Raw genomic sequence first — 25946 nt, 5'->3', positions numbered from 1 at the left:
AAAAACAAAACCCCGATAAATTTTTATCGGGGTTTTGTTTTTATGGTTAGAATTTTCTACAAATCAAATCCTAAATTCACGCCCAGTTTCATGGCAATGATTTTAGTAATTCTTTGTTTTAATTCTGGTATTTTAATGCTTTCGATAACGGCATTTGAGAATGCGTACATCAATAAAGCTTTAGCTTCTTTTTGTGGAATTCCACGAGATTGCATGTAGAACATTGCTGTTTCATCCAATTGTCCAACGGTACAACCGTGAGAACATTTTACATCATCGGCAAAAATCTCTAATTGTGGTTTTGCATTGATAGTTGCTTTGTCACTCAATAAAATATTATTGCTTTTTTGGAAAGCATTTGTTTTTTGAGCTTCTTTTTCAACCAAAACTTTTCCGTTGAAAACTCCTGTTGAGCGATCAGAGAAAATTCCTTTATAATCTTGGAAACTCTCGCAATTTGGCGTTGCATGGTTTACCAAAGTATAATGATCAACGTGCTGTTTGTCGTTTAAGATCGAAATTCCGTTTAACGTACTTGTCAATCTTTCTCCAAAATGATAAAAATTCAAGTTGTTACGAGTTAAATTTCCACCAAAAGAGAAAGTATGTACGTAAGCATGACTTTCTTGTTGTTGAGAAACATAAGTATTGTCAATTAAATTCGCTTCGCTATTATCGTTTTGAATTTTGTAGTAATCAACAATTGCACGTTTTTGAGCAAAAATCTCGGTAACCGAATTGGTTAAAACAGGATTTTCATTCAAACTTTGGTGACGCTCAATAATTTGAACATGTGAATTTTCGCCCACAATAATCAAATTTCTTGGCTGTACCATTAATGCAGCTTCACTTCCAGTTGAGAAATACATAATTTCAATTGGTTTATCGGCTACTTTTTTCTTCGGAATATTGATAAACGCACCTTCCATTGCAAAAGCAGTATTCAATGAAGTCAAGCTGTCATCTTTACTTGCGATATGATTGAAATAGGTATCAATAATCATTTTATATTTTGGTTTGGTCAATGCTGATGACATTAAGCAAACATCAATTCCGTCGTGTGTTGTAGAAGACAAATGCGAACTAAATACGCCATCGACAAATACTAATTTATAAGTGTCGATTTCGTGTAAAAAGTATTTTTTTACCTGACTGAATTCGATTGCATTTTCCTGCTTTGGAAAAACCGAAAAGTCATTTTTTAAGATGGCATTTAGCGATGTATATTTCCAAGCTTCTTCTTTTTTGGTTGGGAAACCTTTATTTTCGAAGTTTTTTAAAGCATTTGTGCGTATGTCATGTAAATCTGAATGTACATCGACACGCTCTTCAAAAGCCATAAAAGACGATACTAATTTTTCTTTTAAATCCATTTTGTTTTTGTTTCCTTCGGTGTTTCAGGTTTCAAGTTTCATGTTGCCTATTGAAACTTATTCCCTTTGAAATCTTTTTTATTTAAATAAGTGATAAAGTTTTTTATTTTACCGCTTAAATTTTCATAATCTGTTTTTAAAACTTCGAATTTTTGTTCGGAAATATATTCAAAATCAAAAACCCGATATAATTGAGATCTTGCTTCTCCTGCCGAACCTTTTGCAATTGATAAAAATTGTCGAAATTCTAAATTTCCATCTCTTTCAAATCCTTCAGCAATATTATCCATTACTGAACCCGAAGAAGCTTTTATTTGATTTTTGAATCTGAGATCTGATCTTAACTCTGTATGAGCTGCAATTAGATGAATTTCTTTTGCTAATCGTCGAGCTTCTTTCCAGATTTCTAAATCCTCAAATCGAGTTATTGTTGCCATAATTTCTGCTTTAGTAATTTTAAGTTTAAACTTACAAAATATAGTTTAACTTGAAACTAAAAAAACATGAAACCTGAAACAAATTTTAGTTTTCTGCCTTGATCCAGTCGTATCCTTTTTCTTCCAGTTCGTAAGCCAATTCTTTTCCTCCAGATTTTACGATTCTTCCGTTGTAAAGAACGTGAACGAAATCAGGAACGATATAATCAAGTAAACGTTGGTAGTGTGTGATAACGATAATTGCGTTTTTCTCGCTTTTTAATTTGTTTACACCATTTGCAACAATTCTTAAAGCATCGATATCAAGACCAGAATCGGTTTCGTCAAGGATAGCTAATTTTGGTTCCAACATTGCCATTTGAAAAATCTCGTTTCTTTTTTTCTCTCCTCCAGAAAAACCTTCGTTTAAAGAACGAGATAAAAATTTACGATCGATTTCTAATAATTCAGATTTCTCACGAATTACTTTCAGCATTTCGTTTGCCGGCATTTCTTCTTGACCGTTTGCTTTACGAGTTTCGTTGATTGCAGTTTTCATAAAGTTAGTTACACTAACTCCAGGAATTTCTACAGGATATTGAAACGAAAGGAAAACTCCTTTGTGTGCTCTTTCTTCTGGAGCTAAATCTGCAAGATCTTCTCCGTCAAGGAAAACTTCTCCGTCTGTAACTTCGTAGTTTTCGTTTCCTGCAATAACAGCAGAAAGTGTACTTTTTCCAGAACCGTTTGGTCCCATGATAGCGTGTACTTCGCCAGCTTTAACTTCTATATTAATTCCTTTTAGGATTTCTTTATCACCAATTGAGGCGTGAAGGTTTTTTATTGATAACATTGTTTTTTATTTTATATAAATGTCAATTCTATTTTTGTTGTTTGGTTTAGGATATTGGCATTAAAATGCGCGTGACCTAAATATTCCATGCCTAAATAATCGGCAGTTTTTTTAAACGGAATGTAAAAACTTTCTTCGATTTCATTGTCGTGTGAATTTGATATCACGCCAATTTTTTTTCCTCTAAGTTTTCTTCCGGTTTCTTTTTCGATTCGGATTAAATCTGAAAACCGATCAAAAAAGACCTTCATAATTCCGCTCATATTATACCAATAAATTGGCGTTGCAAAAATGAAAGTATCATGATTTTCGATAATCTTTTTAATCAAAGGCAAAAAATCATCTTCTATATTTTTGCTTTCGTAATCATAATAAGAAATATTATAATCACTTAGATTTACTACGTCAATATTGTATTCTTTCGAAATTTCATCTATAATTTTGGTTGTATTTCCATTTTTTCGGGAAGAACCTAAAATGATGACTTTTTTATTTTCCATCTTGAAATTATCCTACAGAACCTTCTAAAGAAATCTCTAATAATTTTTGCGCTTCAACTGCAAATTCCATTGGAAGTTTGTTTAATACATCTTTACTGAAACCATTTACAATTAAGGCAATCGCTTTTTCAGTAGGAATACCTCTTTGGTTGCAATAAAAAACTTGATCTTCTCCAATTTTACTTGTCGTTGCTTCGTGTTCAATTTTTGCTGATGGATTTTTACTTTCGATATAAGGAAAAGTATGTGCTCCACAATTATTTCCCATTAACAATGAATCACATTGTGAAAAGTTTCTTGCATTCTCTGCTCTTGGCGAGATTTGAACTAAACCACGGTAACTGTTTTGTGATTTACCAGCCGAGATACCTTTAGAAATAATAGTCGATTTAGTGTTTTTTCCTAAATGGATCATTTTTGTTCCAGTATCAGCTTGTTGATAGTTATTGGTAACGGCAATCGAATAAAATTCTCCAACCGAATTGTCTCCTTTAAGTACACAAGAAGGATATTTCCAAGTTACAGCAGAACCTGTTTCAACTTGTGTCCAAGAAATTTTAGCGTTCGTTTCGCATAAACCTCTTTTGGTTACAAAGTTGTAAACCCCGCCTTTTCCTTCTTTGTTTCCAGGAAACCAGTTTTGAACGGTAGAATATTTAATTTCAGCATCATCAAGAGCGATTAATTCAACTACAGCAGCGTGTAATTGGTTTTCGTCACGGCTTGGTGCGGTACATCCTTCTAAATAAGAAACGTAACTTCCTGCATCTGCAATAACCAGCGTTCTTTCGAATTGTCCAGTTCCTGCCTGATTGATTCTAAAATAAGTTGAAAGTTCCATTGGGCAGCGAACGCCTTTTGGAATATAACAGAAACTTCCGTCAGAGAAAACTGCTGAGTTTAATGCTGCGTAGAAGTTGTCTTTTTGAGGTACAACAGTTCCTAAATATTTTTTTACTAATTCAGGATGTTCTTTGATAGCTTCAGAAATTGGACAGAAAATAATTCCTTTTTCAGCCAAAGTTTTCTTGAAAGTTGTAGCTACCGAAACAGAATCGACAACAATATCCATAGCGACATTGTTCATCATTTTTTGCTCATCAACAGAGATTCCTAGTTTTTTGTACATTTCTAACAATTCTGGATCAACATCGTCCAAAGTTTTGTTAGGATCTACTTGTTTTGGAGCTGAATAATAAGAAATTGCCTGAAAATCTGGTTTTTCGTAATGAACATTTGCCCATTCCGGCTCAATCATTTCTTTCCATGCACGAAAAGCCTCAATGCGCCAATCCGTCATCCATTCAGGTTCTTCTTTTTTAAGAGAAATAGCTCTTACAATTTCTTCGTTTAAGCCAATAGGAAAGGTTTCAGATTCTATATTGGTATAAAATCCGTATTCATATTCTTTAGTTTCGAGTTCGATTTTTAAATCGTCTTCAGTGTATTTGCTCATTATATTTTTATTGTCTAAAAGATTGAAAGTCTAAAGTTTGAAAGTCAATCGAAGTCTTTAATGACTTTGCGACTTTCTACTTTTAACTAAAGAGAAAATGATTCTCCGCAGCCGCAAGTTCTGCTGGCATTTGGATTGTTGAAAACAAATCCTTTTCCGTTTAATCCGCCTGAAAATTCAAGAATTGTTCCGGCTAAATATAGGAATGATTTTTTTTCAACTGCTATTTGTATGTCATTATCTACGAATACTTTATCATCGTCGCCTTTGGTTTTGTCAAATTTTAAATCATAAGACAAACCAGAGCATCCACCACTTTTTACGCCTACTCTTACGTAGTCGTTTGCGGCGTCAAAACCATCATCAGTCATCAAATCGATGATTTTCTTTTTGGCTGTATCAGAAACCTTTATCATTGTTTATGGTATTTGTTTTTAAAAGATCATTTAAAATCGCATCTAAATAGTAATCAAAATATTACATTAAATAAAATGCCAATTTCTCTGTTCAAATGAAATTGTCTGCAAAGATACGACTTAAAAACCTTTTTCCATAGCGGTTCACATTATTATAACAAATGTTAAAATAGATAGAATTTATTTTGCTGAAAACAGAGCAAAAATGTATCTCTTTTTTTTTACAGTGAATCTGTTTGTTGAACGAAAAGGTTGATGATTTTTGCGAATTTTTGCGATTCTCGCATTTTAATGGCAAATAAAGTTAAAAACCGTATTTGTACTTATTGTAACTGCTGTTATATTGTTATTTTTGTAATTAATTGTGAGTAATTATGAAAAAACAGTATATGAATAAGTGGGTGAAACCACTTTTTGCAGTATTTTTTGTTTTTGGAATAGGAGCTACATTCTTTATTTTTAGTAGTGAATTAAAGGAAAGTGCCAAAGATGCTGAGACTCCTTCGATTAAAACTAATCTTGCAGAGCCAAGTAAGGAATCTACAGCGCAAAAAAACATTATCGATTCTTTGAATGTTCTAAAACAGCAATACGATTTAGCTATTCTAGAAAAGACTTCATTATCAAACCAATTGGAGCTTGAACGAAAAAATGTCGAAAACTTAATGGAGATTATTAAAGCTTCAAAAAATCCTTCGATTACTCAGATTCAAATTTATAGAAAACAACTTTTAGATTTAAAAATAACATTAGAATCTAAAGGTTTAGAAATTAAAAGTCTCAAATCTCAAAACCAAAATCTACTTACTGAAATTGAGTCTCAAAATGTTGTGATGTATCAGCAAAAGGCGCAAAATGACACTTTGATTTTGAAGCAAAAAAAACTAGAGTCGACTATAAAGGATGCTTCAAGGTTATCATCAAATAATTTTAAGGTTATTGCATTAAGAGAGAATAGCTCTGGAAAGGAACTAGAGACTGAAAAAGCAAGACACACAAAAAAACTCAGAGTCAGCTTTTCTATCAATGGAAATTCAGTAGCTAAAACAGGAAAAAAGATTTTTTATATTCAGGTTTTAGATCAAAAAAATAAAGTTTTAGGAGAAGACAAATTAATTGAATTTGGAAATGATAAAGCTTTAGTTTATAGTTTTATCGTGGCAGTGGATTTTCAAGGAAAACCTGTTAATGTTTACGGAGTTTTAAATGCCGATGAGAATGATTTTAAAAAAGGAACTTATTTTGTTAACTTTTTTGATAAGCAAGAAATCATGGGAAGCACTTCGATTACTTTAGAATAAAGGGTTGGGAGTTTTTAAATAGAATTTGTAGCATAAAGGAAATTGATTTCCTAGCTTTGTTTTCTTATTAGAAATTTATACTCATGAAACTTTACCCAATAGAATCAGGAAATTTTAAGTTAGATGGTGGTGCAATGTTTGGTGTTGTGCCTAAAACAATTTGGAACAAAACGAATCCTGCAGATGATAATAATCTTATCGATATAGCCGCACGTTGTTTGTTGATTGAAGATGGAAATCGTTTGATTTTAATTGATACCGGAATGGGGGATAAACAATCAGAAAAGTTTTTTGGTTATTATTCACTTTGGGGATCTCATTCGATTGATAAATCTTTGGCAAAATATGGTTTCCATAGAGATGATATTACCGATGTTTTTATGACGCATTTACATTTTGATCATTGCGGAGGAAGTGTTCAGTGGAATTCTGATAAAACTTTTTATGAGCCGGCTTTTAAAAATGCAAAGTTTTGGACAAATGAAAATCATTGGGAATGGGCTACAAAACCAAATGCGCGTGAAAAAGCTTCTTTTCTTTCGGAAAACATTTTACCAATGCAGGAAAGCGGTCAGTTGAATTTTATAAAACGTCCTGAAAGTGATTTTGCATTTTCTGAAGAAATGAATTTCGGAATTTTCTTTGTTGATGGTCATACCGAAAAACAGATGATTCCACATATCCAATATCAGGATAAAACCATCGTTTTTTGCGCTGATTTATTAGCTACAGCGGGACATATTCCGTTACCCTACGTAATGGGTTACGATACGCGTCCGTTATTGACAATGCCTGAAAAATCAAAATTTTTGAATGCCGCTGCTGACAATAATTATTATTTGTTTTTAGAACACGATGCACATAATCAAATTATAACGGTTGAACATACCGAGAAAGGTGTTCGTTTGAAAGATGTTTTTACCTGCGAAGAGGTTCTTTAATATTATGTTTAAAACATAAAAAAATCCCGTTTTCAATTGAATGAAAACGGGATTTTTAGTTTAACTAATTGTAATTATTTAAAGGTTAGTTGGTTTTAAATTTCCAAATCTGTCCAACAGTTTCTCCTCCTTTGTTGTCTTTTACGACAATTTTCCAGAAGTACTCTTTTGTGGCGTCAAGTGTAACATCAAATGATGAAGCGCTTATATTCTCGGCAACTTTTGCTGTTGGAGGATTAGTTGTTCCAAAATACACATCGTAAGTTAGAAGATCACCTGCGTCAACATCAGAAGCTTTCCATTTTAAAGAAGCTGTTGCTGTACTTAAAGCAGAATTTATTGCTGGCTGAACTAATTCTGGAGCAAATGGTAAATGATTCACAACAGCAGTTCCTGCAGTATAAAATTTAAAAATTGCAGAGTAAGCACTAGATAAACCTTTGCTGTCTGAAGCCTGTACTCTCCAATAATATGCCGTATTTTTCTCTAATGCAAGAGAAGAGGTAATGGTTGAGTTGTTAAGCGTATTAACAATTTGATTAAATCCATTATCTTTTGCAACTTGAATTTGATAAACAATCGGATCTTTTTCAGTATCAGTAGATTGATTCCATTGTAAAGAAACAGTATTGTCTAAACATAATTTACCATCAGTTGGAGATACTAACACAGGAACTGTAGGTGCCGTATTTGTAACTGGAGGAGTAATAGGATCGTCTCCGCCGCCTCCGCCGCATGCTGCAAACAAAAAACTAATGATTGATAGGTATATAAAATTCTTCATTTTTATTTTTTTATAATTTTAATGTATTCTGGAGTTTCTAAATAGATTTTTGCGGCATAAATCCCCGAAGCTTGGTTTTCAAGATTTAACTGTGCTTTTCCATTTTCGATAGAATATGTTTTAGTCGAAACTAATTGGCCGGCAAAATTGTACAATTCGATTTTAACTTCTTTTTGACCAGTTGGAATTTCAATTTCAAAACTTCCAGATGTTGGATTAGGATACGCAGATAATGTTCCTAAAAGATCCATTGTAGCCACTTTTTTAGAGAAAATACCTTCGCAAGCTTTAGCAGTTGCTACTTCAATTAAACCGCCTTTTTCTAAACTTAAATTAAAGTTAGAATCTGTTGTTTGAAATTGTTGAGTTCCATCAACAAACACAGTAAAAGGAGCAGTTCCTTCAGTAATTTCTACGGCTACATTTTTAGAGGTTACGCTCGATTTTCCTGTAATGTTAGCGGCTTTCGAAATAGTTACTGTAAAGTTTTGTTCGAATATCATTTCCGGAATAGTGATCTTGATTTTATAAGTTCCCGGAGTTAAGCTAGTAACTTTTAAACTGTTGTTTGTAAAAGTGTACGACTTATCATTTATAGTTGCTGTATAAGCAAAAGGATTTTTACCAACAATACTAATTTCACCATTGTTTTCTCCTGTACAAGATTCTCCTTTAGTTTCGACTGTAAAGTTGTTTGCAGGTAAATTTAGTTCACCAGTACATTCTGTATTAAAAGTTGCAACACTAGATTTTTTAGTAGACCAATTTGTGTTAGCATAATTTACATCATCAACAAGAATACAATACAATTTTGAATTTCCATTGAAAGATACATTATTGGTAGACATTATAGTGTTGTTGCCATTTTTCAGATTTAATTTTTCTAACTGATTGTAAGAGCAGTATAAATAATATACCTGAGGGTTTTTGGAAATATCTAAGCTCTTTAATGCTCCATTGGCACAATCTAAATAAAGTAAAGCTTTATTTTGCGAAAGGTCTATGGTCTCAATCTTAGTCAATTCAAACGTTAAATGGGTTAGAGCAGTGTTATTTGTGATATTTATGCTGGAAATAGAATTGTTGCCTATAAATAACTTTTTCAAAAGAATATTTTTTGAAACATCAATAGTTGTCAAGCTGTTTGCATATAGATCTAAACTTGCTAATTCAGTATTTTTTGAAACGTCTACATTTTTTATTGTATTGTTTCTAGCTGATAGAGTTTTTAAAGATATAAAATCTTGAATCCCGGTTAAATCTGAAATTTCAGATTTGTCTACATTCAATGATGTAATTTCAATAATGTTAGCCGTAGCAACTTTTCCGTCCTTTAAGCCAGAATCAATTCCAAGAGCGATTAATTTATCTTCAAATTTAGGATCAGGGATTGCAGTAGTGTATTCACAGTTTGAGCTGTAACCAGTATTAGCATCTTTAAATGCAGTCCATTTTGTATTAGCATAAGTTTCATCATCAACCTGAATACATTTTAAGTCTGGGTTATTGGTGAAGTTTTTAACGCCAGCAGCATCTGAAGCGATATTGTTTCCATTTTTTAAATTTAATGAAATCAATTTGTTGTTTGGACAGTAAATTGAGGCTAGTTTTTTGTTTTTTGATAGATCTAGCGACTTAAATAAATTGTCATTACAATAAAAAGCTTGAAGGTTTGTGTTGTTAGATAAATTAACTTGAGTTAACTGGTTTTTCCCAACATTTAGACTTGCTAATTTAAAGTTTTTAGAGACATCTATTTTGTTTAAATTATTATCACTTACCGTTAGCGATTCTAAATTAACAAAATCACTAATTCCTGTTAAGTCTGTAATTCCTGCAGTTGAAACGTCTAAAGAAGTTAAACTTGCAATGTTGGCAGTTAAAACTTTTCCATCTTTTGCTCCTGTATCAATTCCTAGTGCAATTAGTTTTTCTTCAAATTTAGCATCTGGAATAAGGGTTGTATAAGCACAATCAGAACTAAAATTTGCTGTCGCATCTTTTTTTGTCCAATTTGTACTAGAATAAGTAACATCATCAACTTGTACACAGCTTAAAGAAGGATTAACTGCAAATTGAATATTTTTTATTTTTGAATTCGCTCCATTTTTTAAATTCAAACTTTTCAATTTATTGTCATTGCATGATAATTCGATTACCTCAGTATTTTTAGAAAGATCTAAATCTGTAATAAGATTTCCGTAGCAGCGAATGTATTGCAGTTTTGTATTTGCACTTAAATCTAGCTTCGTTAGTTGATTAGCACCACAGTCAAGAGAGGTAAGTAAAACATTGTTAGTAAGGTCTAAAGAAGTTAAAGAACCAGAACCGCCATTGCCGGCAGACCAGTAACTTCCCGAAGCTTCTAATGTTGTTAATTTCTTGTTATTACTTAAATTTAAAGAAGTTATCGGGTTTTGGCTTGAATTTAAAGTTAATAGTTCTGGATTTTTTGTAAGGTCTAGACTTGTAATTTTATTTCTCTCAAAATCGATAAATTCTAGCTGTGGATTTTTTGTTACGTCCAAACTTGTAATTAAAAGATCAGTACAATTCAAATACTTTAATGCAGGATTTTCTGAAACATTAATTTGGGTTAATGGATTATTGTTACAATTAAGTGATACCAAAGCTTTATTTGCAGATAAATTGATTTCTTTAAACTTATTTTTAGTTAAGTAAAGTTCAGTTAAAGCTTGATTTTTAGAAAGATTAATTTCAGTCAAATTGTTATTAGATAAATTTAACTCTTTTAAATTTACTAAAGCAGTAACATCAATTGTTTCTAAATTATTAGCAGAACAGTCTAAAGCCGTTAATTGAGTGTTTTTAGAAACATTAATACTTTTTACTTTTAAATTGTAGCCGCTTAATTTTTTTAAACTCGTAAAAACCGATAGTCCTGTAAGATCTGTAATTGGAGCATCACCTAAATATAAATATTGTGCAGCCTCAATTTTTCTAGTTAAGACCTTTCCGTCTAGTTTGAGATCCAGTCCATTACGAACTAATTCTTTTTCAAATTCTACATCAGGAATAAGAGTGTATTCAGGTTCAGAACATACTAAAGAAAAATCAACAGAAGCATCTTTACCAGTAGTCCAATTTGTGTTAGAATAAGCTACATCATCAACTAGAATACAAGTCAGGCTCGTATTTTCTGTAGCGTAAAAACTATTTTTATCAATTAGGGTATTTTTGCCATTTTTTAAATTAAGCTCAGACATTGGTTTATTGTACTTGCAGTATAAATATTTTAAAGCAGTATTTTTAGTTAAATCAAGTCCAGTTAATTGATTGTTATCAATATATAGCTTCTCTAATTTAGTATTGTTAGATAAATTGATAGATGTTAATTGGTTTTTGTCACAGTAAAGCTCTCTTAAATCTGTAAGTTTAGACAGATTTAGGTTTTTTATTTTATTGTTCCCGCAAAGTAATTGAGTTAGTTTTGTATTTTCTGAAACATTCAAAGTTTCAATAGTAGTGTTGCTATCACAGCGCAAGATTGTTAAATTAACGTTTTTGGAAACATCTAACGTAACTAATTGATTTTGCATTGTATAAAAATTGGTCAAAGCAACAAAATCTTCAATTCCTGTTAAGTCAGTAATTGAGCTATAAGAAACATCAAGATAGGTTATTTTGTTAATCTTGTCAGTTGGAACTTTACCATCTGGAGTACCAGAATCATAACCTAAAGCAATTAATTTTTTCTCAAAATTGATGTCTGGAATTTTAGTGTATTGTACAGGAATATCGTTAACATCAACCATAGAAACATTATCTACCAAAATTTCAGAATTAAGAGTTCCGTATGTCCAAATATCAACTTCAATACTTTCAGAAATAGTAGGAGTATATTCAAATTCTATTTTTCTCCACTCGGTAGTAGAAAAAGTTAGGTCTGTTTTTTTAGTTATTTCCGACTTAAAAGTACCAGGTTTATGATACAAACTAAACTCAATAGAAGAGAACGTTCCTTTTACAAGTTTGTGGTACAAAGTCACTTTATATTTTTTACCTGCCGTTACAGGAAAATATTCACTATTTATAAAATTAGATGTTCCGCTGGCTATCATCATATTAGTACTAGAAGCGCCATTTTGTGCTATATTGCTTTGAGAAGCGAAGCCGCTAAAAAATCGAAACCAATTGTCTGGCTGCGACGAGGAAGTCCAAGTTTCAAAGTTTCCATTTGGAACTAAGTTGGTTTGTGCATAAATAGAAAAATTTGCCAGTAACAGCAATAAGAGTAGTTTTGTTTTCATAGATTGGGTTTAGAATTCAGTCGCGCAAGAATAGTTATTTTAAACGAATTTTCCTTACGGGAAAACGTAAAGGCAAATGTTTTTTTTAAACCTAAAAAAAAGGACAATCAAATTAGAGTTTTTTTTGGTGTCAGGTTAAGGGAAATCATTTGAAACGAAATGGTTTAGTTCATGTTTCTGTGTCTTCCAAAATTCACAACACAGTGTTAACTGTTAGTTTTTTGTAACAAAAAAGCATAATTTAGTCCCATCTTTTTAACTATACATTATTTTTAGATACATGAGTCATATAAAACCTATTAAATTATCTGCTTTTGCATTACTTGTTTTAGCAGGTTGCAGCGCTACTTTACAAGCGCAAGTTTCAACTTCAAAAGAATTTATTAAAGCTCCATTAACAGTTGTTAAAAAAGCGCCAGTCAGCGAAAACGAACTTAAAAGATGGAGTCATCTTGATTTAATCAAAGATTCTATCCCGGGAATGAGTGTTGATAGAGCCTATGCCGAACTATTAAAAGGGAAAAAAGGTCAAAAAGTTATAGTAGGAATTGTAGATTCTGGTGTTGATATTGAACACGAAGATTTACAAGGAATGATCTGGACAAACGCAAAAGAAATTCCAGGAAACGGAATTGACGACGATAAAAATGGTTTTATTGATGATGTTCACGGATGGAATTTCCTTGGAAACGCTGTTCATGAAAATCTAGAGATGACACGTATCGTTAAAAAAGGCGATGATGGTTCTGCTCAATACAAAGAGGCTTTGGCTCAATATACGGAGAAATATGAAAAAGCTTTAAAAGACAAAGAACAAGTAGACATGTTGTTAGGTTTCCATAATACAATCAAAAAGGAACTTAACAAAACAACTTATAAAATCGAAGATTTAAGCACAATTACTTCAACAGACCCTAACGTCGCAAGAAGTAAAGCTATAATGACTCGAATTTTTACAAATGCAGGACCAACTTTTGACCCAGAAGCTGATTTTGGAGAATATAAAGAACAGGTTTACGATCAATTGAATTATAACTTGAATAAAGATTATGATGGAAGAAAAATCGTAGGTGATAATCCTGAAGACATCAAAAATAAGTATTATGGAAATAACATTGTTTTTGGTCCAGATAAGGAAAAAGCATTACACGGAACTCACGTAGCGGGAATTGTTGCGCAAGTTCGTGGTAATAATTTAGGAGGAGACGGCGTTGCTGCAAATGTTGAAATATTAACAGTAAGAGCTGTTCCTGATGGAGATGAGTACGATAAAGATATTGCTTTAGCAATTCGTTATGCTGTTGATAATGGTGCAAAAGTAATTAACGGAAGTTTTGGTAAAAGCTTCTCTCCGCACAAAAATTGGGTTTACGATGCTATTAAGTATGCGGCGAAAAAAGACGTTTTAATCGTTCATGCGGCGGGTAATGACGGTTACAATATTGATGAAAACAAAAACATCAATTATCCAAACGATTCTCAAGACAACATTAAAGAATTTGCAGATAATGTAATAACAATTGGAGCAATCAATAAAGAATATGGAGAAACTGTTGTTGCACCATTCTCAAATTTCGGAAAAATAAATGTTGATGTTTTTGCGCCGGGTGAGGAAATTTACGCAACAGTTCCAAACAATAAATACAAATATTTACAAGGAACTTCAATGGCGGCTCCAAATGCTGCTGGAGTTGCGGCTTTAATTCGTTCTTATTATCCAAAACTAAAAGCATCACAGGTAAAACATATTTTAATGGACTCTGGAGTTGCGCTTCCTTCAAAGGTTATTTTAGGAGAAAACCCAAATCCAGATGAAAAACCTGTAGCAGTTTCTTCTGTTGAATCATCAAAAACGGCTAAAATGGTAAATGCCTATAATGCCCTATTGATGGCTGAAAAAATGTCGAAGAAATAAAACATAAATAAAAAACTAATCCAATGGAAGAGCGGCAGCTCTTCCATTTTTATTGTAACTATCATGCGAAAAATTATTTTACTTTCCTTTTTGAGTTTAGGTTTAAGCCCTGCGTTTGCACAAAACGCTCCATATTGGCAGCAACACGCCGATTATAAAATGGAGGTTTCTATGGATGTTAAAAACTATCAGTACAAAGGAAAACAAGAATTGGTTTATACCAATAATTCATCAGACACTTTAAAAAAGGTATTTTATCACCTGTTTCTAAATGCTTTTCAACCAGGAAGTGAGATGGATGCACGTTTACATTTTATTAAAGATCCAGACGGAAGAATGGTAAATAAAGTAAAAGGTGCTGATGGAAAAGAAGTAAAACAAAGCCGTATTGAAACTTTAAAACCAAATGAAATAGGGTATTTAAAAATTGCTAATTTCAAACAAGATGGTGTTTCTGCACAAACAAGAGTTTCAGGAACTATCATGGAGGTGACTTTGCCTAAACCAATTTTACCAAATTCAAAAACTACTTTTACTTTAGATTTTGATGGACAAGTTCCAGTGCAGGTTCGTCGTGCAGGAAGAAATAATTCTGAAGGAGTTGAACTTTCAATGTCACAATGGTACCCAAAATTAGCCGAATTTGATTTCGAAGGATGGCACGCAGATCCTTACATCGCAAGAGAATTTCACGGAGTTTGGGGTAATTTTGATGTTAAAATTACAATTGACAAAGAGTATACTCTTGGAGCTTCAGGATATTTACAAGATAAAAATGCAATTGGACACGGTTACGAAGATGCTGGTGTAACGGTTGTTTATCCTAAAAAAACAAAAACATTAACATGGCATTTTATCGCGCCAAATGTTCACGATTTTACATGGGCGGCTGATAAAGAATATACTCATGATATTGTAAAAGGACCAAACGATGTCGATTTGCATTTCTTTTACAAAAACAATCCAAAAACAACTGCAAACTGGAAACAGCTAGAGCCATTAATGGTAAAAGTTATGGATTATTACAATCATAGAGTTGGACAGTATCCGTACAAACAATATTCATTTATTCAAGGCGGCGACGGCGGAATGGAGTATGCAATGTGTACTTTAATGTTAGGAAATGGAACTCTTGAAGGAATTTTAGGAACAGCAACTCACGAATTAGGACATTCATGGTTTCAGCATATTTTGGCTTCAAATGAGTCAAAACACCCTTGGATGGATGAAGGTTTTACAACTTACATTGAAGACAGTGCTTTGAATGAATTAAAAGGAGATAAAAAAGAAGTAAATCCTTTTGTTGGAAATTATAAAGCTTATTATAGTTTAGTAAATTCTGGAAAAGAACAACCGCAAACAACTCACGGAGACCGTTATGATGAAAACAGACCTTACAGCATTTCATCTTATGTAAAAGGAAGTATCTTTTTATCGCAGTTAGAATATGTAATAGGGAAAGATAACGTTGATGAAACTTTAAAAAGATATTTCAACGATTTCAAATTCAAACACCCGACTCCAAATGATATCAAAAGAACAGCCGAAAGAGTTTCTGGAGCTGAGTTAGACTGGTATTTAATAGATTGGGCACAAACAACGAATACAATTGATTACGGAATTAAAGACGTTGCAGATAATGCAGGTAAAACAACAGTTTCGTTAGAAAGAATTGGAAGAATGCCAATGCCAATTGATTTGAAAGTTGAATATACTGACGGAACTTCTGAGAATTTCTATATTCCGTTGAGAATGATGAATTTTATCAAACCAAATCCAAATCCAAACGAAAAAAGAACAGTTTTAGAAGATTGGGCTTGGGCACAACAAAACTATAGTTTTACAATTGACAAAAACAAAACTGCAATCAAAAAAATCACTATAGATCCAAGCGGATTAATGGCTGATGTGAAACAGACGAATAATGTTTTTGAAGTGAAGTAATTTTCAAAAAAGAATAAAAAGAAAGTCCCGTTTAATAAGCGGGACTTTTTTCGTTTTAAGGTATAAAGTTTTTTTGAATAGCCTCAGCTTTAGCTGGAGGAATTAGATTTAAATAGAAAAGGGCTTTAGCCAAACCGCTACAGTTTTGGCTAAAGCCCTTTGTTGTGATTTATTTTTTCATCCAACTAAAGTTGGACGCTATTCAATCTTCTTATTGATTTAACTCAAATGTTCAATCATATCTTTAGTCATTGTTTCAAGATCAAAAGTATGTTTCCAATTCCAATCTTCTCTTGCAGAACTGTCATCAATACTTGCCGGCCAGCTGTCGGCAATTTTTTGACGGAAGTCAGGATTGTAAGTGATTTCAAAATCAGGAATATGCTTTTTAATTTCAGCAGCAATTTCGGTTGGAGTAAAACTCATAGCGGCTAAATTGTATGACGAATGTATTTTTATTTCTTCAACAGGTGCTTTCATAATGTTGATAGTAGCATCGATAGCATCATCCATATACATCATTGGCATTTTGGTTTCTGATGATAAAAAGCATTCGTATTTTTTATCGGCAATAGCCTTATAGAAAATATCAACAGCATAATCGGTAGTTCCGCCGCCTGGAGGAGTAGACCAGCTGATTAAACCAGGATAACGTATACTGCGAACATCAACACCATAAATATTATGGTAATATTCACACCATCTTTCACCAGCCTGTTTACTAATTCCGTAAACCGTTGAAGGTTCCATTACAGTATATTGTGGAGTATTTTCTTTTGGAGTTGTAGGGCCAAAAACAGCGATACTTGAAGGCCAGAAAATCTTCTGAATCTTTTTTGCTTTTGCTAAATTCAAAACATGAAAAAGGGAATTCATATTTAAATCCCATGCAAATGCTGGATTTTTTTCTGCAGTAGCTGATAAAAGTGCAGCCATCAAATAAACATCAGTGATTTTATGAACTTCAACAAGATGTTCAATTTGATTAAAATCTAAAGCATTGACTACTTCAAAAGGACCGGAATTAACAACATCAGTATTTAATTTTCGAATATCAGAAGCGATTACATTTTCGGTTCCGTAAAGTTTGCGCAATTTTTGAGTCAGTTCAGTCCCAATTTGACCGCAAGCGCCAATGATTAATATTTTTGGATTCATTTTTAGATGATTTTTTTAGAGACACAAATATAACGTTTTCGTAATTACGTACGTTTTTTAGAATCATAATTTATAAATTCAATAACAAAAAAGTTTGTTTGTTGGATAATTCTCTGTTTAAGAAATGTGTCTTTGTGCTTTTTGAGTGTTTTTTTAGGGCGTTTTTTGGATCATAAATCCTTTATAAAATTAGTTTTTTACTTAAAATTGATGACAAAAAAATAACCTTGATTTATAGAATCTTTAGCAAAAATCAGAATTCGTAATTGTAAATTTACTTTGTAACTTTGCGATCTAACATTTTATGAAATGAAATATAAAATAGCAGTATTTCTGCTTTTGATTTTAGTGCTGCAATCTTGTCAAAATCAAGACGAAAAGCGTCAAGCTGAAAATGCAAAAGAAGCTAAAAAGAATGAAAAAATTTTTAATAACATCAATAAAGCCTGGGTTTTTATTGATGAGCCAATCAATGAAATTTCCGAACAAAATGTAAGAGCCTGGACAGAATGGCGCGATTTTATGAAAGAGATTGGAGATAAACCAAGAAAAACTATTGGTGCATTTCAGAAAAAATCTACAGCCATTTCAAAAAAAGCAATGGCCTTAAACAATAATATTCCTGCTGAATTTAATCTGCCTCAAATAAGAAGCCGAATCTCAATTTTAATTACAAAAGTTAGAATGTTGGATTTGTTTATTCATTTAAGTAAAATACCAGATGATAAAGTCGCTTTTTTAATTGGAGACATTAATAAAGAACTAGTTTCCTTAGAAAGACAAATGGATAAAATTGTTGAGAAAAGTAAAATTCCGAAAGAACAAGGAGAAGAGGATTTCTTAAGAATGTTAGACACTACGCGTGCGATTCTAAATACAAGCGCACCTCAGTCACCAATACAAAACATAGATCAAAACGCACCAAAAGTTGAGTAAAAACGCTTTATATACTACCTATGACAATTTGCCAAAAGCACAGCAGATTGCCACAAGTTTACTGGAAGGGAATCAGGTAAAAATGAATCTTAGCGGATTGTTGGGATCTGCGGTTTCATTTATAATTCGGTCTGTCTTTAAGAAAACAGAATTGCCTTTTTTGATTGTTTTAGACAACAAAGAAGAGGCCGCTTATTATTTGAATGATTTAGAGCAAATGATTGGTGAGCAGGATGTTTTGTTTTATCCCGCTTCATTCCGTCGTCCGTATCACATTGAAGAAACAGATAATGCAAATGTTTTGCTTCGCGCTGAGGTTTTAAATAGAATTAATTCGCGAAAAAAACCAGCCATAATTGTTACTTATCCAGAAGCGCTTTTTGAAAAAGTGGTTACTAGAAGAGAACTTGATAAAAACACTTTAAAAGTAGCTTTAAACGATAAAATTTCAATTGATTTTATCAACGAAGTCTTGTTTGAATACGAATTTAAAAGAGTTGATTTTATTACAGAACCTGGAGAATTTTCGGTTCGTGGAGGAATTGTCGATGTCTTTTCTTTCTCAAACGATCATCCGTATAGAATAGAGTTTTTTGGAAACGAAGTAGACAGTATTCGAAGTTTTGATGTAGAAACTCAGTTATCTGTTGAAACACATAAAAAAATTACGATTATCCCGAATGTCGAAAACAAGATATTTCAGGAAAACCGCGAAAGCTTTTTAGACTATATTGCCGAAAAGACTGTTCTTTTCATTCAAAATACAGACGGACTTTTTAGTCAGTTAGACAAACAATTTGCAAGAGCAGAAGAAGCTTTTGAGAAATTGTCGAAAGAAATAAAACATGCCGAGCCAGAAAAGCTATTCTTAAATCAAGCTTCGTTTATCAAACGAGCTTTAGATTTTTCGATTGTTGAATTGGCTTCAAAACCAATTTTCAAGACAACTAAAAAGTTTGAATTTCATTTTCAGCCGCAGCCATCTTTCAATAAGCAATTTGATTTATTGCTGAACAATCTGAGCGACAATCATTTTAATGGATATAAAAATTATTTATTCTGTTCGAATGAAACGCAGGCAAAACGTTTTCACGATATTTTTGAAAGTTTAGATGAAGCCAATTCTGAGAATATCAGAAAACAATATAATACAATTGTACTGCCTTTATACCAAGGTTTTATCGATGAAGAGAATCAAATAACTGCTTATACAGATCACCAGATTTTTGAGCGTTATCATAAATTCAACATTAAAAACGGATATTCGAAAAAGCAGAATATTACGCTAAAAGAATTAACAGCACTTTCTGTTGGTGATTATGTTACGCACATCGATCACGGAATTGGAAAGTTTGGCGGCTTGCAGAAAATTCAAGTTGAAGGTAAAACGCAGGAAGCCATAAAATTGGTTTATGCGGATAATGATATTGTTTATGTAAGCATTCACTCGCTTCATAAAATTTCTAAATACAATGGAAAAGACGGAACTCCGCCGAAAATCTATAAACTTGGATCGAACGCTTGGAAAGTTTTAAAACAAAAAACCAAAGCGCGTGTTAAGCATATTGCATTCAACTTAATTCAGTTATATGCAAAACGAAGATTAGAAAAAGGTTTTCAGTTTGCGCCGGATAGTTACTTGCAAAACGAATTAGAAAGTTCATTTATTTATGAAGATACACCCGATCAAACCAAATCGACAGCAGAAGTAAAAGCGGATATGGAAAGCGATCGCCCAATGGATCGATTGGTTTGTGGTGACGTTGGTTTCGGGAAAACGGAAGTTGCAATTCGTGCTGCTTTTAAAGCTGTAGATAACAGTAAACAAGTGGCAGTTTTAGTTCCTACCACTATTTTAGCGTATCAGCATTATAGAACTTTTACGGAACGATTAAAAGATATGCCCGTTACAATTGGCTATTTGAATAGATTTAGAACGGCAAAACAAAAGACACAGACGCTAAAAGATTTGGCCGAAGGAAAACTCGATATTGTAATTGGAACACATCAATTAGTAAACAAAAATGTAGTTTTTAAAGATTTAGGTTTATTGATTGTAGATGAGGAACAAAAGTTTGGAGTTAACGTAAAAGATAAACTTAAAACCATCGCTGCCAATGTCGATACGTTGACATTAACAGCAACTCCAATTCCGAGAACGCTTCAGTTTTCTTTAATGGCAGCCAGAGATTTGTCGGTAATTACTACGCCTCCGCCAAATAGATATCCTATTGAAACCAATGTAGTTGGTTTTAATGAAGAAATTATTCGTGATGCAATTTCATATGAAATTCAGCGAAACGGACAGGTTTTCTTCATCAATAATAGAATTGAAAACATAAAAGAAGTCGCTGGAATGATTCAGCGTTTGGTTCCAAATGCGAGAGTCGGGATTGGTCACGGACAAATGGACGGTGCGAAACTTGAGGAATTGATGTTAGGTTTCATGAACGGAGATTTTGATGTTTTGGTGGCAACCACAATTATCGAAAGCGGATTGGACGTTCCAAATGCCAATACAATTTTCATTAATAATGCCAATAATTTTGGTTTATCAGATTTGCATCAAATGCGCGGCCGCGTTGGTCGAAGTAACAAAAAAGCATTCTGCTATTTTATTTGTCCGCCATATTCGTCAATGACCGAAGATGCTAGAAAACGTATTCAGGCTTTGGAGCAGTTCAGCGAACTGGGAAGTGGTTTTAATATCGCAATGAAAGATCTTGAAATTCGTGGAGCGGGAGATTTGTTAGGCGGTGAACAAAGTGGTTTCATTAATGAAATTGGGTTTGATACGTACCAAAAAATCATGAACGAAGCAATCGAAGAATTAAAAGAAAACGAATTTAAAGATTTGTATCCTGAAGAGAATGATATTGAAACGAAAGAATACGTAAAAGATCTACAAATCGATACTGATTTTGAGTTGTTATTTTCTGATGAATATATCAATAATGTTACCGAACGGTTGAGTTTGTATAACGAATTGGGTTCTGTGAAAAATGAAGAAGAATTAATTGTTTTTCAAAACAAATTAATTGACCGTTTTGGTCCAATGCCTCCGCGTGCCAATGCATTGATGAATAGTATTCGCATCAAATGGATTGCTACTGCAGTAGGAATTGAAAAATTGGTAATGAAAAAAGGTAAAATGATTGGCTATTTTGTTTCTGATCAACAATCAGATTATTATCAATCAAAGCGTTTTCATAAAGTAATAAAATTTGTGCAAACCCACAGTAATCTTTGTACGATGAAAGAAAAACAAACACCTAACGGCTTACGACTTTTATTGACTTTTGACAATGTAAAATCGACTAAAAGGGCTTTAGAGTTGATGGAAATGCTGGGGGAATAAATAATAAAAAAGGTTGCCACGAATTTCACGAATTTGCACAAATTTTATTCAGCAGATAAAATTTAATTTGGCGATAATTGGTGAAATTCGTGGCAGAAAAACAAAACAAAACATTAAGTTTTCTTTATCTTTTATTTAAGAAAAATCTTAGAACTAAAAAGGTTTCTTTGAAAATCAATTCAGAGAAACCTTTTATATGAACTATCAATTTATTATTCTGTTTTTATTTTTTGGATTAACCTCAATATCCGCTCAGATAAAAAATAAAACGATTCAAAACGATTCTTTACAAGTAGAAACAATCGATCCTCTTCGTCCTGCCAAAGCAGCTTTTTATTCGGCTATTTTACCTGGTTTAGGACAAATTTACAATCAGAAATACTGGAAGCTTCCGTTGATATATGGAGCAATTGGTGCGAGCGCCTATTTTTATTTGGATAGTCAAAAAAATTACAACATTTACAGAGACGAATATAAAAATAGACTTGCAGGAAACAAAAGTGATTCAGACTATTTGGGGAACTTAAGTGACAGTCAGCTGCTTTCGGCTCAAAAACAATTTCAAAGAAACAGAGATTTATCAGCCCTTTTCATGGTCGGGTTTTATGTTTTAAACATTATTGATGCAAATATTGATGCTGCCTTGTCGCAATTTAATGTAAGCGAAAAATTAGCACTTAAACCAGTATTAATTAATAATGACACCTTATTAAGAAGTGATTTTGGAATTGCTCTCAATTATTCATTTTAAAAATATTGAACAAAAAAAATGGCGCATGAATTTTCATGCGCCATTTTTTTTTGCTTATGATAGAGAACTAGTTCTTTAAGTCTTTAATAACTTTAAAAGCAACATCAACTTGATCTTCACCAACTAAAATAGTAAATTCATTTGAAGTCGAAATTACCTCGTTTATGATTATTCCTTCCCAAGCCAAACGTTGAAAGATGAAATAATAAATACCAGGAACCACGATGTTTTCTTTTGGTAATTTTACAGTAATAGAAGCCAGATTGTCTAATTTCTGAATTAACTTTTCGCGCATAAAGTGTTTTTCAACTAAATGATTTACACTGCTGCTCACTACAATATTAGTTTCATTTACACCACGAGACGAAGTGTAAAAGATATCAGATAAGGCATTAATATCAGAAATTAAATCAGCCTGTTTGTTTAAAACAGTTTCTGAAGCAGCAAAAGTGTAATCCGTCAATTCAGATCTTACGGTAATTTCGCCTATGTTTTTAATGACTTTATTGATCTTATGATTTAATTTAAAATCCAATTCTTCAGTCAGTCGTTTCAGCGACATTACAACAGCACCTTGTTTTACTTCCTTACCAAATTCACTTTCCAACTCCGTCATGATATTCCGAGAAAGAGAGGTTAAATTGATAATTCCAAGCGATAACGCATTCAATAAAAAGGGTTTTGTTTTAATGTAATTTTCGACGATTGAAGAAACGGTTTTCATAATTTTTTTTTCTTTTTTTTTGTAACTTAATTGGGTTGGTTTAGTTAATTTATGTTATAAATCTCTACAAAGATAAATAAAAAAACAATTTGTTAGAATTATAACAATAAAAAAATATGTTAAAAATGATAAAAAGCATCCGTAAGATGTTCAATTGCAAATATTTCCCCCGTTTTATGCACTGCGGCGATATCAAAACGAATGTTTAAATCATTCTCAAAATCCTTTTCCCTATCGTTTATGTAGGCATTTACTGCTTTTACTAATAGTTGAATTTTTTTTGGTTTAACAAAATCTTGTGGAGATCCAAAATCTAAGCTTGATCTTGTCTTCACTTCAACAACTGCTAAAATATTTTCTTTTTGCGCAATAATATCTATTTCTGCTTTTTGAAAAGTCCAGTTTCGTTCTAAGATCTTATAACCGTTTTCTTCAAGATATGCTGCAGCCAGATCTTCTCCTTTTTTGCCAAGTTCATTATGTTCTGCCATAGTTTAGTTTTTAGTTTCAAGTTCGAAGTTTCAAGTTTTTTGTACGCAAAGACGCGAAGTTGCAAAGTTTTAATTGTGCTTTGCGACTTCGCGTCTTTACGAGATTTTTATGTGGTATTTATTGAATATGAAATACTGCTATTTCTGAAAAGTAACAGTGCTTCCAGCTGCATTGACATCGATAGAAATTGTATTTCCCATAATCAATGCTCTATTATCCTGAATATGTCCAGCTGGGAAATTGAAGATCACCGGGATATTGTATTTCTTAGTGACATCATCAATAATTTCTAATGCATTTTTACCCCATGGCACTTCATTGTCTTTCATTTTGGTCATTCCGCCAATCATAATGCCTTTTAGATTTTCGATGCATCCATTACGACGTAAATTCATCATCATTCGGTCAATATGATATAAGTATTCATCCAGATCTTCGATAAATAAAATTTTATCCTTACAATCAATAGCCGACTGCGAACCTAATAAACTGTAAAGAATAGATAAATTACCACCTACTAATTCGCCTGTAGCTTTACCAAAACGATTCATTTTATCTGGACCAATTGTATAAGAAAGCGGCTCACCAAATAAACTGGCTTTCATCGAACTAACGGCCGCTGGAGTTGCACGAGCTACGGTAACCGGCATAATACCATGTATCGATTTGTAACCCATTGTATTTAAATGGTTATGCAAAACAGTAACATCACTAAAACCAATAACCCATTTTGGATGTTGTTTAAATTTGGTAAAGTCTAATAGATCAAGCATTCGAACGGTTCCATAACCACCGCGAACGCACCAAATTGCTTTAATGTTTGGATTGTCTAATTGTTTTTGAAAATCGGCTGCACGCTGCTCGTCTGTTCCTGCAAGCTGATTAAAATCAAGCCCGATTGTTGAGCCTATTACAGCTTCTAAACCCCAGCTGTGCAATAAATCTATCGTTGGTTTTAAATTGTCGTCGATGTTTTTTCGGGCTGTTGCCAAAAGAGCTACGGTATCTCCTTTTTGTAAATAAGGCGGTGTTATCATGTTTTGTTGAGATTGACAGGTAAATGATTGTAAAGCAAAAATAAGAAATGCCAGTTTAGTGTAGGTAAAATATTTTGAGATAGTGAGCTGGCTTTTCATAATTCTAATACAGGTTTTTAGTTATGGAATTAACAAATATAATAATTCTTTAAAATTAAAATACTGAAAATTCTTACTTTTTGTTTAAATTGGTACTTCAATTTTTAAAGTTATGCAAATTATTAAACTTCACTTTTGTTTACTCGCCTTTTTTGTAATTTTTGTTTCAAACGCGCAATCAAAAAAATACAATATCCACACAGTTGCATTCTACAACTTTGAAAATCTTTTTGATATTTATAATGATGTAAGTACAAATGACGATGAATGGACGCCTAATGGTGCTCAGCATTGGACAAAAGAAAAGTACGATCAAAAACTAAAAAACTTATCGAAGGTCATTTCTGAAATTGGCACTCCAGAAAATTCTAATGCACCTATTTTATTAGGATGCTCCGAAGTTGAAAATAGAGGCGTGCTCGAAGATTTGATAAAACAAGAAAAAATCGCTGGATTTGATTACGGAATTATTCATTTTGATTCGCCTGATCAACGTGGTATTGACGTTGCGCTTTTGTATCAAAAGAAATATTTTAGACCAACATCATTTGCTAACATTCCGTTGCTGATATATAAAAAGAAAGCTGCTATTCAGGAAGATAAAAATGAAGATTTAGGAGATGTCGAAACTAAAACGGAAATTAAAAGCAGGATTTTCACAAGAGATCAGCTCTTAATAACGGGTTTTCTTGAAGACGAAGAGATTCATATTATTGTCAATCATTGGCCTTCGAGATCAGGAGGAGAAAAGGCTAGCAGCGCATTCCGAGAAGCTGCAGGAAAGTTAAATCGTAAGATTATAGATTCATTGCAGCAAATAAATCCAAATGCGAAAATAATTACAATGGGAGATTTAAACGATGGTCCTTATAATAAAAGTATTAAAGCAGCTTTAGGAGCAAAGGCAAAAAAAACGGAAGTTCGAGAATTTGATGTTTTTAATCCATTTGAAGAAATGGCTGTGAAAGGAATGGGAACTTTAGCTTTTAGAGATTCATGGGATATTTTTGATCAAATTATGATGACCGGATCATTAATAAATTCAGGTTTTTCCACATTCAAATTTTGGAAGGCAGGAATTTTTAATAGGCCATATTTAATTCAAAACTCTGGAAAGTATAAAGGATATCCATTACGGAATACACTAGAAGAAGCAGGTTTTAGCGATCATTTTCCAGTTTATATTTATTTGATTAAAGAAAAATTGTAGAGATGCACAGC

General features: G+C 32.6%; 20 protein-coding genes. 8 read left to right on the top strand and 12 right to left on the bottom strand.

Features of this window, described 5'->3' with window-relative positions; all coding sequences use genetic code 11:
• Window positions 1-56: 56 nt before the first annotated feature.
• The 6 genes from sufD to B0A81_RS20450 form a co-directional block, all read right to left on the bottom strand.
• The gene (gene sufD, locus B0A81_RS20475; RefSeq protein WP_089059730.1) at window positions 57-1373 is read right to left on the bottom strand and encodes a Fe-S cluster assembly protein SufD; all 1317 of its coding nucleotides are present in this window, start codon (window positions 1371-1373) and stop codon (window positions 57-59) included.
• A 47-nt stretch (window positions 1374-1420) separates the two neighbouring features.
• Window positions 1421-1810: a four helix bundle protein gene (locus B0A81_RS20470; RefSeq protein WP_089059729.1), complete on the bottom strand. Its 390-nt coding sequence runs from the start codon at window positions 1808-1810 to the stop codon at window positions 1421-1423.
• A gap of 85 nt (window positions 1811-1895) precedes the next feature.
• Window positions 1896-2642 carry a Fe-S cluster assembly ATPase SufC gene (gene sufC / locus B0A81_RS20465; RefSeq protein WP_017494567.1) on the bottom strand — a complete coding sequence of 249 codons (747 nt, stop codon included), beginning with the start codon at window positions 2640-2642 and terminating at the stop codon, window positions 1896-1898.
• Between the two features lie 11 nt (window positions 2643-2653).
• A complete protein-coding gene (locus B0A81_RS20460; RefSeq protein ID WP_089059728.1) occupies window positions 2654-3142 on the bottom strand; it encodes a flavodoxin family protein in 489 nt (162 codons plus the stop codon).
• 7 nt (window positions 3143-3149) lie between these two features.
• A complete protein-coding gene (gene sufB / locus B0A81_RS20455) occupies window positions 3150-4598 on the bottom strand; it encodes a Fe-S cluster assembly protein SufB (RefSeq protein ID WP_089059727.1) in 1449 nt (482 codons plus the stop codon).
• Between the two features lie 86 nt (window positions 4599-4684).
• The gene (locus B0A81_RS20450; RefSeq protein ID WP_073483816.1) at window positions 4685-5014 is read right to left on the bottom strand and encodes a HesB/IscA family protein; all 330 of its coding nucleotides are present in this window, start codon (window positions 5012-5014) and stop codon (window positions 4685-4687) included.
• A gap of 374 nt (window positions 5015-5388) precedes the next feature.
• Between B0A81_RS20450 and B0A81_RS20445 the strand changes: the two genes are divergently transcribed.
• Together B0A81_RS20445 and B0A81_RS20440 are read left to right on the top strand one after the other, a co-directional pair.
• The gene (locus B0A81_RS20445) at window positions 5389-6315 is read left to right on the top strand and encodes a hypothetical protein (protein WP_089059726.1); all 927 of its coding nucleotides are present in this window, start codon (window positions 5389-5391) and stop codon (window positions 6313-6315) included.
• Window positions 6316-6398: 83 nt separating this feature from the next.
• Window positions 6399-7256: an MBL fold metallo-hydrolase gene (locus B0A81_RS20440; RefSeq protein ID WP_089059725.1), complete on the top strand. Its 858-nt coding sequence runs from the start codon at window positions 6399-6401 to the stop codon at window positions 7254-7256.
• An 85-nt stretch (window positions 7257-7341) separates the two neighbouring features.
• Here B0A81_RS20440 and B0A81_RS20435 read toward each other — a convergent pair whose 3' ends face one another.
• Together B0A81_RS20435 and B0A81_RS20430 are read right to left on the bottom strand one after the other, a co-directional pair.
• Window positions 7342-8040 (bottom strand): fibronectin type III domain-containing protein, encoded by a 699-nt coding sequence (locus B0A81_RS20435; RefSeq protein ID WP_123922213.1) that lies wholly within the window; start codon window positions 8038-8040, stop codon window positions 7342-7344.
• A 2-nt stretch (window positions 8041-8042) separates the two neighbouring features.
• Window positions 8043-12311 (bottom strand): T9SS type A sorting domain-containing protein, encoded by a 4269-nt coding sequence (locus B0A81_RS20430; protein ID WP_089059723.1) that lies wholly within the window; start codon window positions 12309-12311, stop codon window positions 8043-8045.
• A 280-nt stretch (window positions 12312-12591) separates the two neighbouring features.
• Between B0A81_RS20430 and B0A81_RS20425 the strand changes: the two genes are divergently transcribed.
• Window positions 12592-14226 (top strand): S8 family peptidase, encoded by a 1635-nt coding sequence (locus B0A81_RS20425; RefSeq protein WP_089059722.1) that lies wholly within the window; start codon window positions 12592-12594, stop codon window positions 14224-14226.
• A 63-nt stretch (window positions 14227-14289) separates the two neighbouring features.
• Complete coding sequence (locus B0A81_RS20420; protein ID WP_089059721.1) at window positions 14290-16170, top strand: M1 family metallopeptidase; 1881 nt, start codon at window positions 14290-14292, stop codon at window positions 16168-16170.
• Between the two features lie 219 nt (window positions 16171-16389).
• Here B0A81_RS20420 and B0A81_RS20415 read toward each other — a convergent pair whose 3' ends face one another.
• On the bottom strand, window positions 16390-17328 hold the full coding sequence (locus tag B0A81_RS20415) for an L-threonine 3-dehydrogenase (RefSeq protein WP_089059720.1): 939 nt from the start codon (window positions 17326-17328) through the stop codon (window positions 16390-16392).
• 309 nt (window positions 17329-17637) lie between these two features.
• Here B0A81_RS20415 and B0A81_RS20410 point away from each other — a divergent pair, with 309 nt between their 5' ends.
• The 3 genes from B0A81_RS20410 (at window position 17638) to B0A81_RS20400 (ending at window position 22373) form a co-directional block, all read left to right on the top strand.
• On the top strand, window positions 17638-18264 hold the full coding sequence (locus tag B0A81_RS20410; RefSeq protein WP_089059719.1) for a hypothetical protein: 627 nt from the start codon (window positions 17638-17640) through the stop codon (window positions 18262-18264).
• Window positions 18257-21622: a transcription-repair coupling factor gene (mfd, locus tag B0A81_RS20405; RefSeq protein ID WP_089059718.1), complete on the top strand. Its 3366-nt coding sequence runs from the start codon at window positions 18257-18259 to the stop codon at window positions 21620-21622. The genes B0A81_RS20410 and mfd overlap by 8 nt, the downstream gene beginning before the upstream one ends.
• Before the next feature lie 196 nt (window positions 21623-21818).
• A complete protein-coding gene (locus B0A81_RS20400) occupies window positions 21819-22373 on the top strand; it encodes a DUF5683 domain-containing protein (RefSeq protein WP_089059717.1) in 555 nt (184 codons plus the stop codon).
• 67 nt (window positions 22374-22440) lie between these two features.
• Here the strand turns inward: B0A81_RS20400 and B0A81_RS20395 are convergent, their stop codons facing one another.
• The 3 genes from B0A81_RS20395 to B0A81_RS20385 all read right to left on the bottom strand — a co-directional run bounded on the left by B0A81_RS20395 (window position 22441) and on the right by B0A81_RS20385 (window position 24626).
• Entirely contained in the window at window positions 22441-23097 is a 657-nt protein-coding gene (locus B0A81_RS20395) for a hypothetical protein (protein WP_008466087.1), read from the bottom strand.
• 119 nt (window positions 23098-23216) lie between these two features.
• Window positions 23217-23588, bottom strand: a complete 372-nt coding sequence (locus B0A81_RS20390; RefSeq protein ID WP_089059716.1) for a YraN family protein — start codon at window positions 23586-23588, stop codon at window positions 23217-23219.
• Window positions 23589-23726: 138 nt separating this feature from the next.
• A complete protein-coding gene (locus tag B0A81_RS20385; protein WP_089059715.1) occupies window positions 23727-24626 on the bottom strand; it encodes a S66 peptidase family protein in 900 nt (299 codons plus the stop codon).
• Window positions 24627-24837: 211 nt separating this feature from the next.
• On the opposite strand from B0A81_RS20385, the gene B0A81_RS20380 reads away from it, so the two are divergent.
• Complete coding sequence (locus B0A81_RS20380; RefSeq protein ID WP_089059714.1) at window positions 24838-25935, top strand: endonuclease/exonuclease/phosphatase family protein; 1098 nt, start codon at window positions 24838-24840, stop codon at window positions 25933-25935.
• The last annotated feature ends 11 nt before the right edge of the window (window positions 25936-25946 follow it).

Origin of the sequence: Flavobacterium plurextorum (assembly GCF_002217395.1) — a bacterium.
In the GTDB taxonomy this organism is placed as follows: Bacteria; Bacteroidota; Bacteroidia; order Flavobacteriales; family Flavobacteriaceae; genus Flavobacterium; species Flavobacterium plurextorum.
Note: the sequence above shows the minus strand (reverse complement) of the source record. Positions and strands in the feature narration are given on the sequence as shown.

Excerpts from the sequence above, each read along its gene's own strand:
- sufD (WP_089059730.1), bottom strand. The coding sequence starts at position 1,373 with ATGGATTTAAAAGAAAAATTAGTATCGTCTTTTATGGCTTTTGAAGAG.
- B0A81_RS20470 (WP_089059729.1), bottom strand. The coding sequence starts at position 1,810 with ATGGCAACAATAACTCGATTTGAGGATTTAGAAATCTGGAAAGAAGCT.
- sufC (WP_017494567.1), bottom strand. The coding sequence starts at position 2,642 with ATGTTATCAATAAAAAACCTTCACGCCTCAATTGGTGATAAAGAAATC.
- B0A81_RS20460 (WP_089059728.1), bottom strand. The coding sequence starts at position 3,142 with ATGGAAAATAAAAAAGTCATCATTTTAGGTTCTTCCCGAAAAAATGGA.
- sufB (WP_089059727.1), bottom strand. The coding sequence starts at position 4,598 with ATGAGCAAATACACTGAAGACGATTTAAAAATCGAACTCGAAACTAAA.
- B0A81_RS20450 (WP_073483816.1), bottom strand. The coding sequence starts at position 5,014 with ATGATAAAGGTTTCTGATACAGCCAAAAAGAAAATCATCGATTTGATG.
- B0A81_RS20445 (WP_089059726.1), top strand. The coding sequence starts at position 5,389 with ATGAAAAAACAGTATATGAATAAGTGGGTGAAACCACTTTTTGCAGTA.
- B0A81_RS20440 (WP_089059725.1), top strand. The coding sequence starts at position 6,399 with ATGAAACTTTACCCAATAGAATCAGGAAATTTTAAGTTAGATGGTGGT.
- B0A81_RS20435 (WP_123922213.1), bottom strand. The coding sequence starts at position 8,040 with ATGAAGAATTTTATATACCTATCAATCATTAGTTTTTTGTTTGCAGCA.
- B0A81_RS20430 (WP_089059723.1), bottom strand. The coding sequence starts at position 12,311 with ATGAAAACAAAACTACTCTTATTGCTGTTACTGGCAAATTTTTCTATT.
- B0A81_RS20425 (WP_089059722.1), top strand. The coding sequence starts at position 12,592 with ATGAGTCATATAAAACCTATTAAATTATCTGCTTTTGCATTACTTGTT.
- B0A81_RS20420 (WP_089059721.1), top strand. The coding sequence starts at position 14,290 with ATGCGAAAAATTATTTTACTTTCCTTTTTGAGTTTAGGTTTAAGCCCT.
- B0A81_RS20415 (WP_089059720.1), bottom strand. The coding sequence starts at position 17,328 with ATGAATCCAAAAATATTAATCATTGGCGCTTGCGGTCAAATTGGGACT.
- B0A81_RS20410 (WP_089059719.1), top strand. The coding sequence starts at position 17,638 with ATGAAATATAAAATAGCAGTATTTCTGCTTTTGATTTTAGTGCTGCAA.
- B0A81_RS20400 (WP_089059717.1), top strand. The coding sequence starts at position 21,819 with ATGAACTATCAATTTATTATTCTGTTTTTATTTTTTGGATTAACCTCA.
- B0A81_RS20395 (WP_008466087.1), bottom strand. The coding sequence starts at position 23,097 with ATGAAAACCGTTTCTTCAATCGTCGAAAATTACATTAAAACAAAACCC.
- B0A81_RS20390 (WP_089059716.1), bottom strand. The coding sequence starts at position 23,588 with ATGGCAGAACATAATGAACTTGGCAAAAAAGGAGAAGATCTGGCTGCA.
- B0A81_RS20385 (WP_089059715.1), bottom strand. The coding sequence starts at position 24,626 with ATGATAACACCGCCTTATTTACAAAAAGGAGATACCGTAGCTCTTTTG.
- B0A81_RS20380 (WP_089059714.1), top strand. The coding sequence starts at position 24,838 with ATGCAAATTATTAAACTTCACTTTTGTTTACTCGCCTTTTTTGTAATT.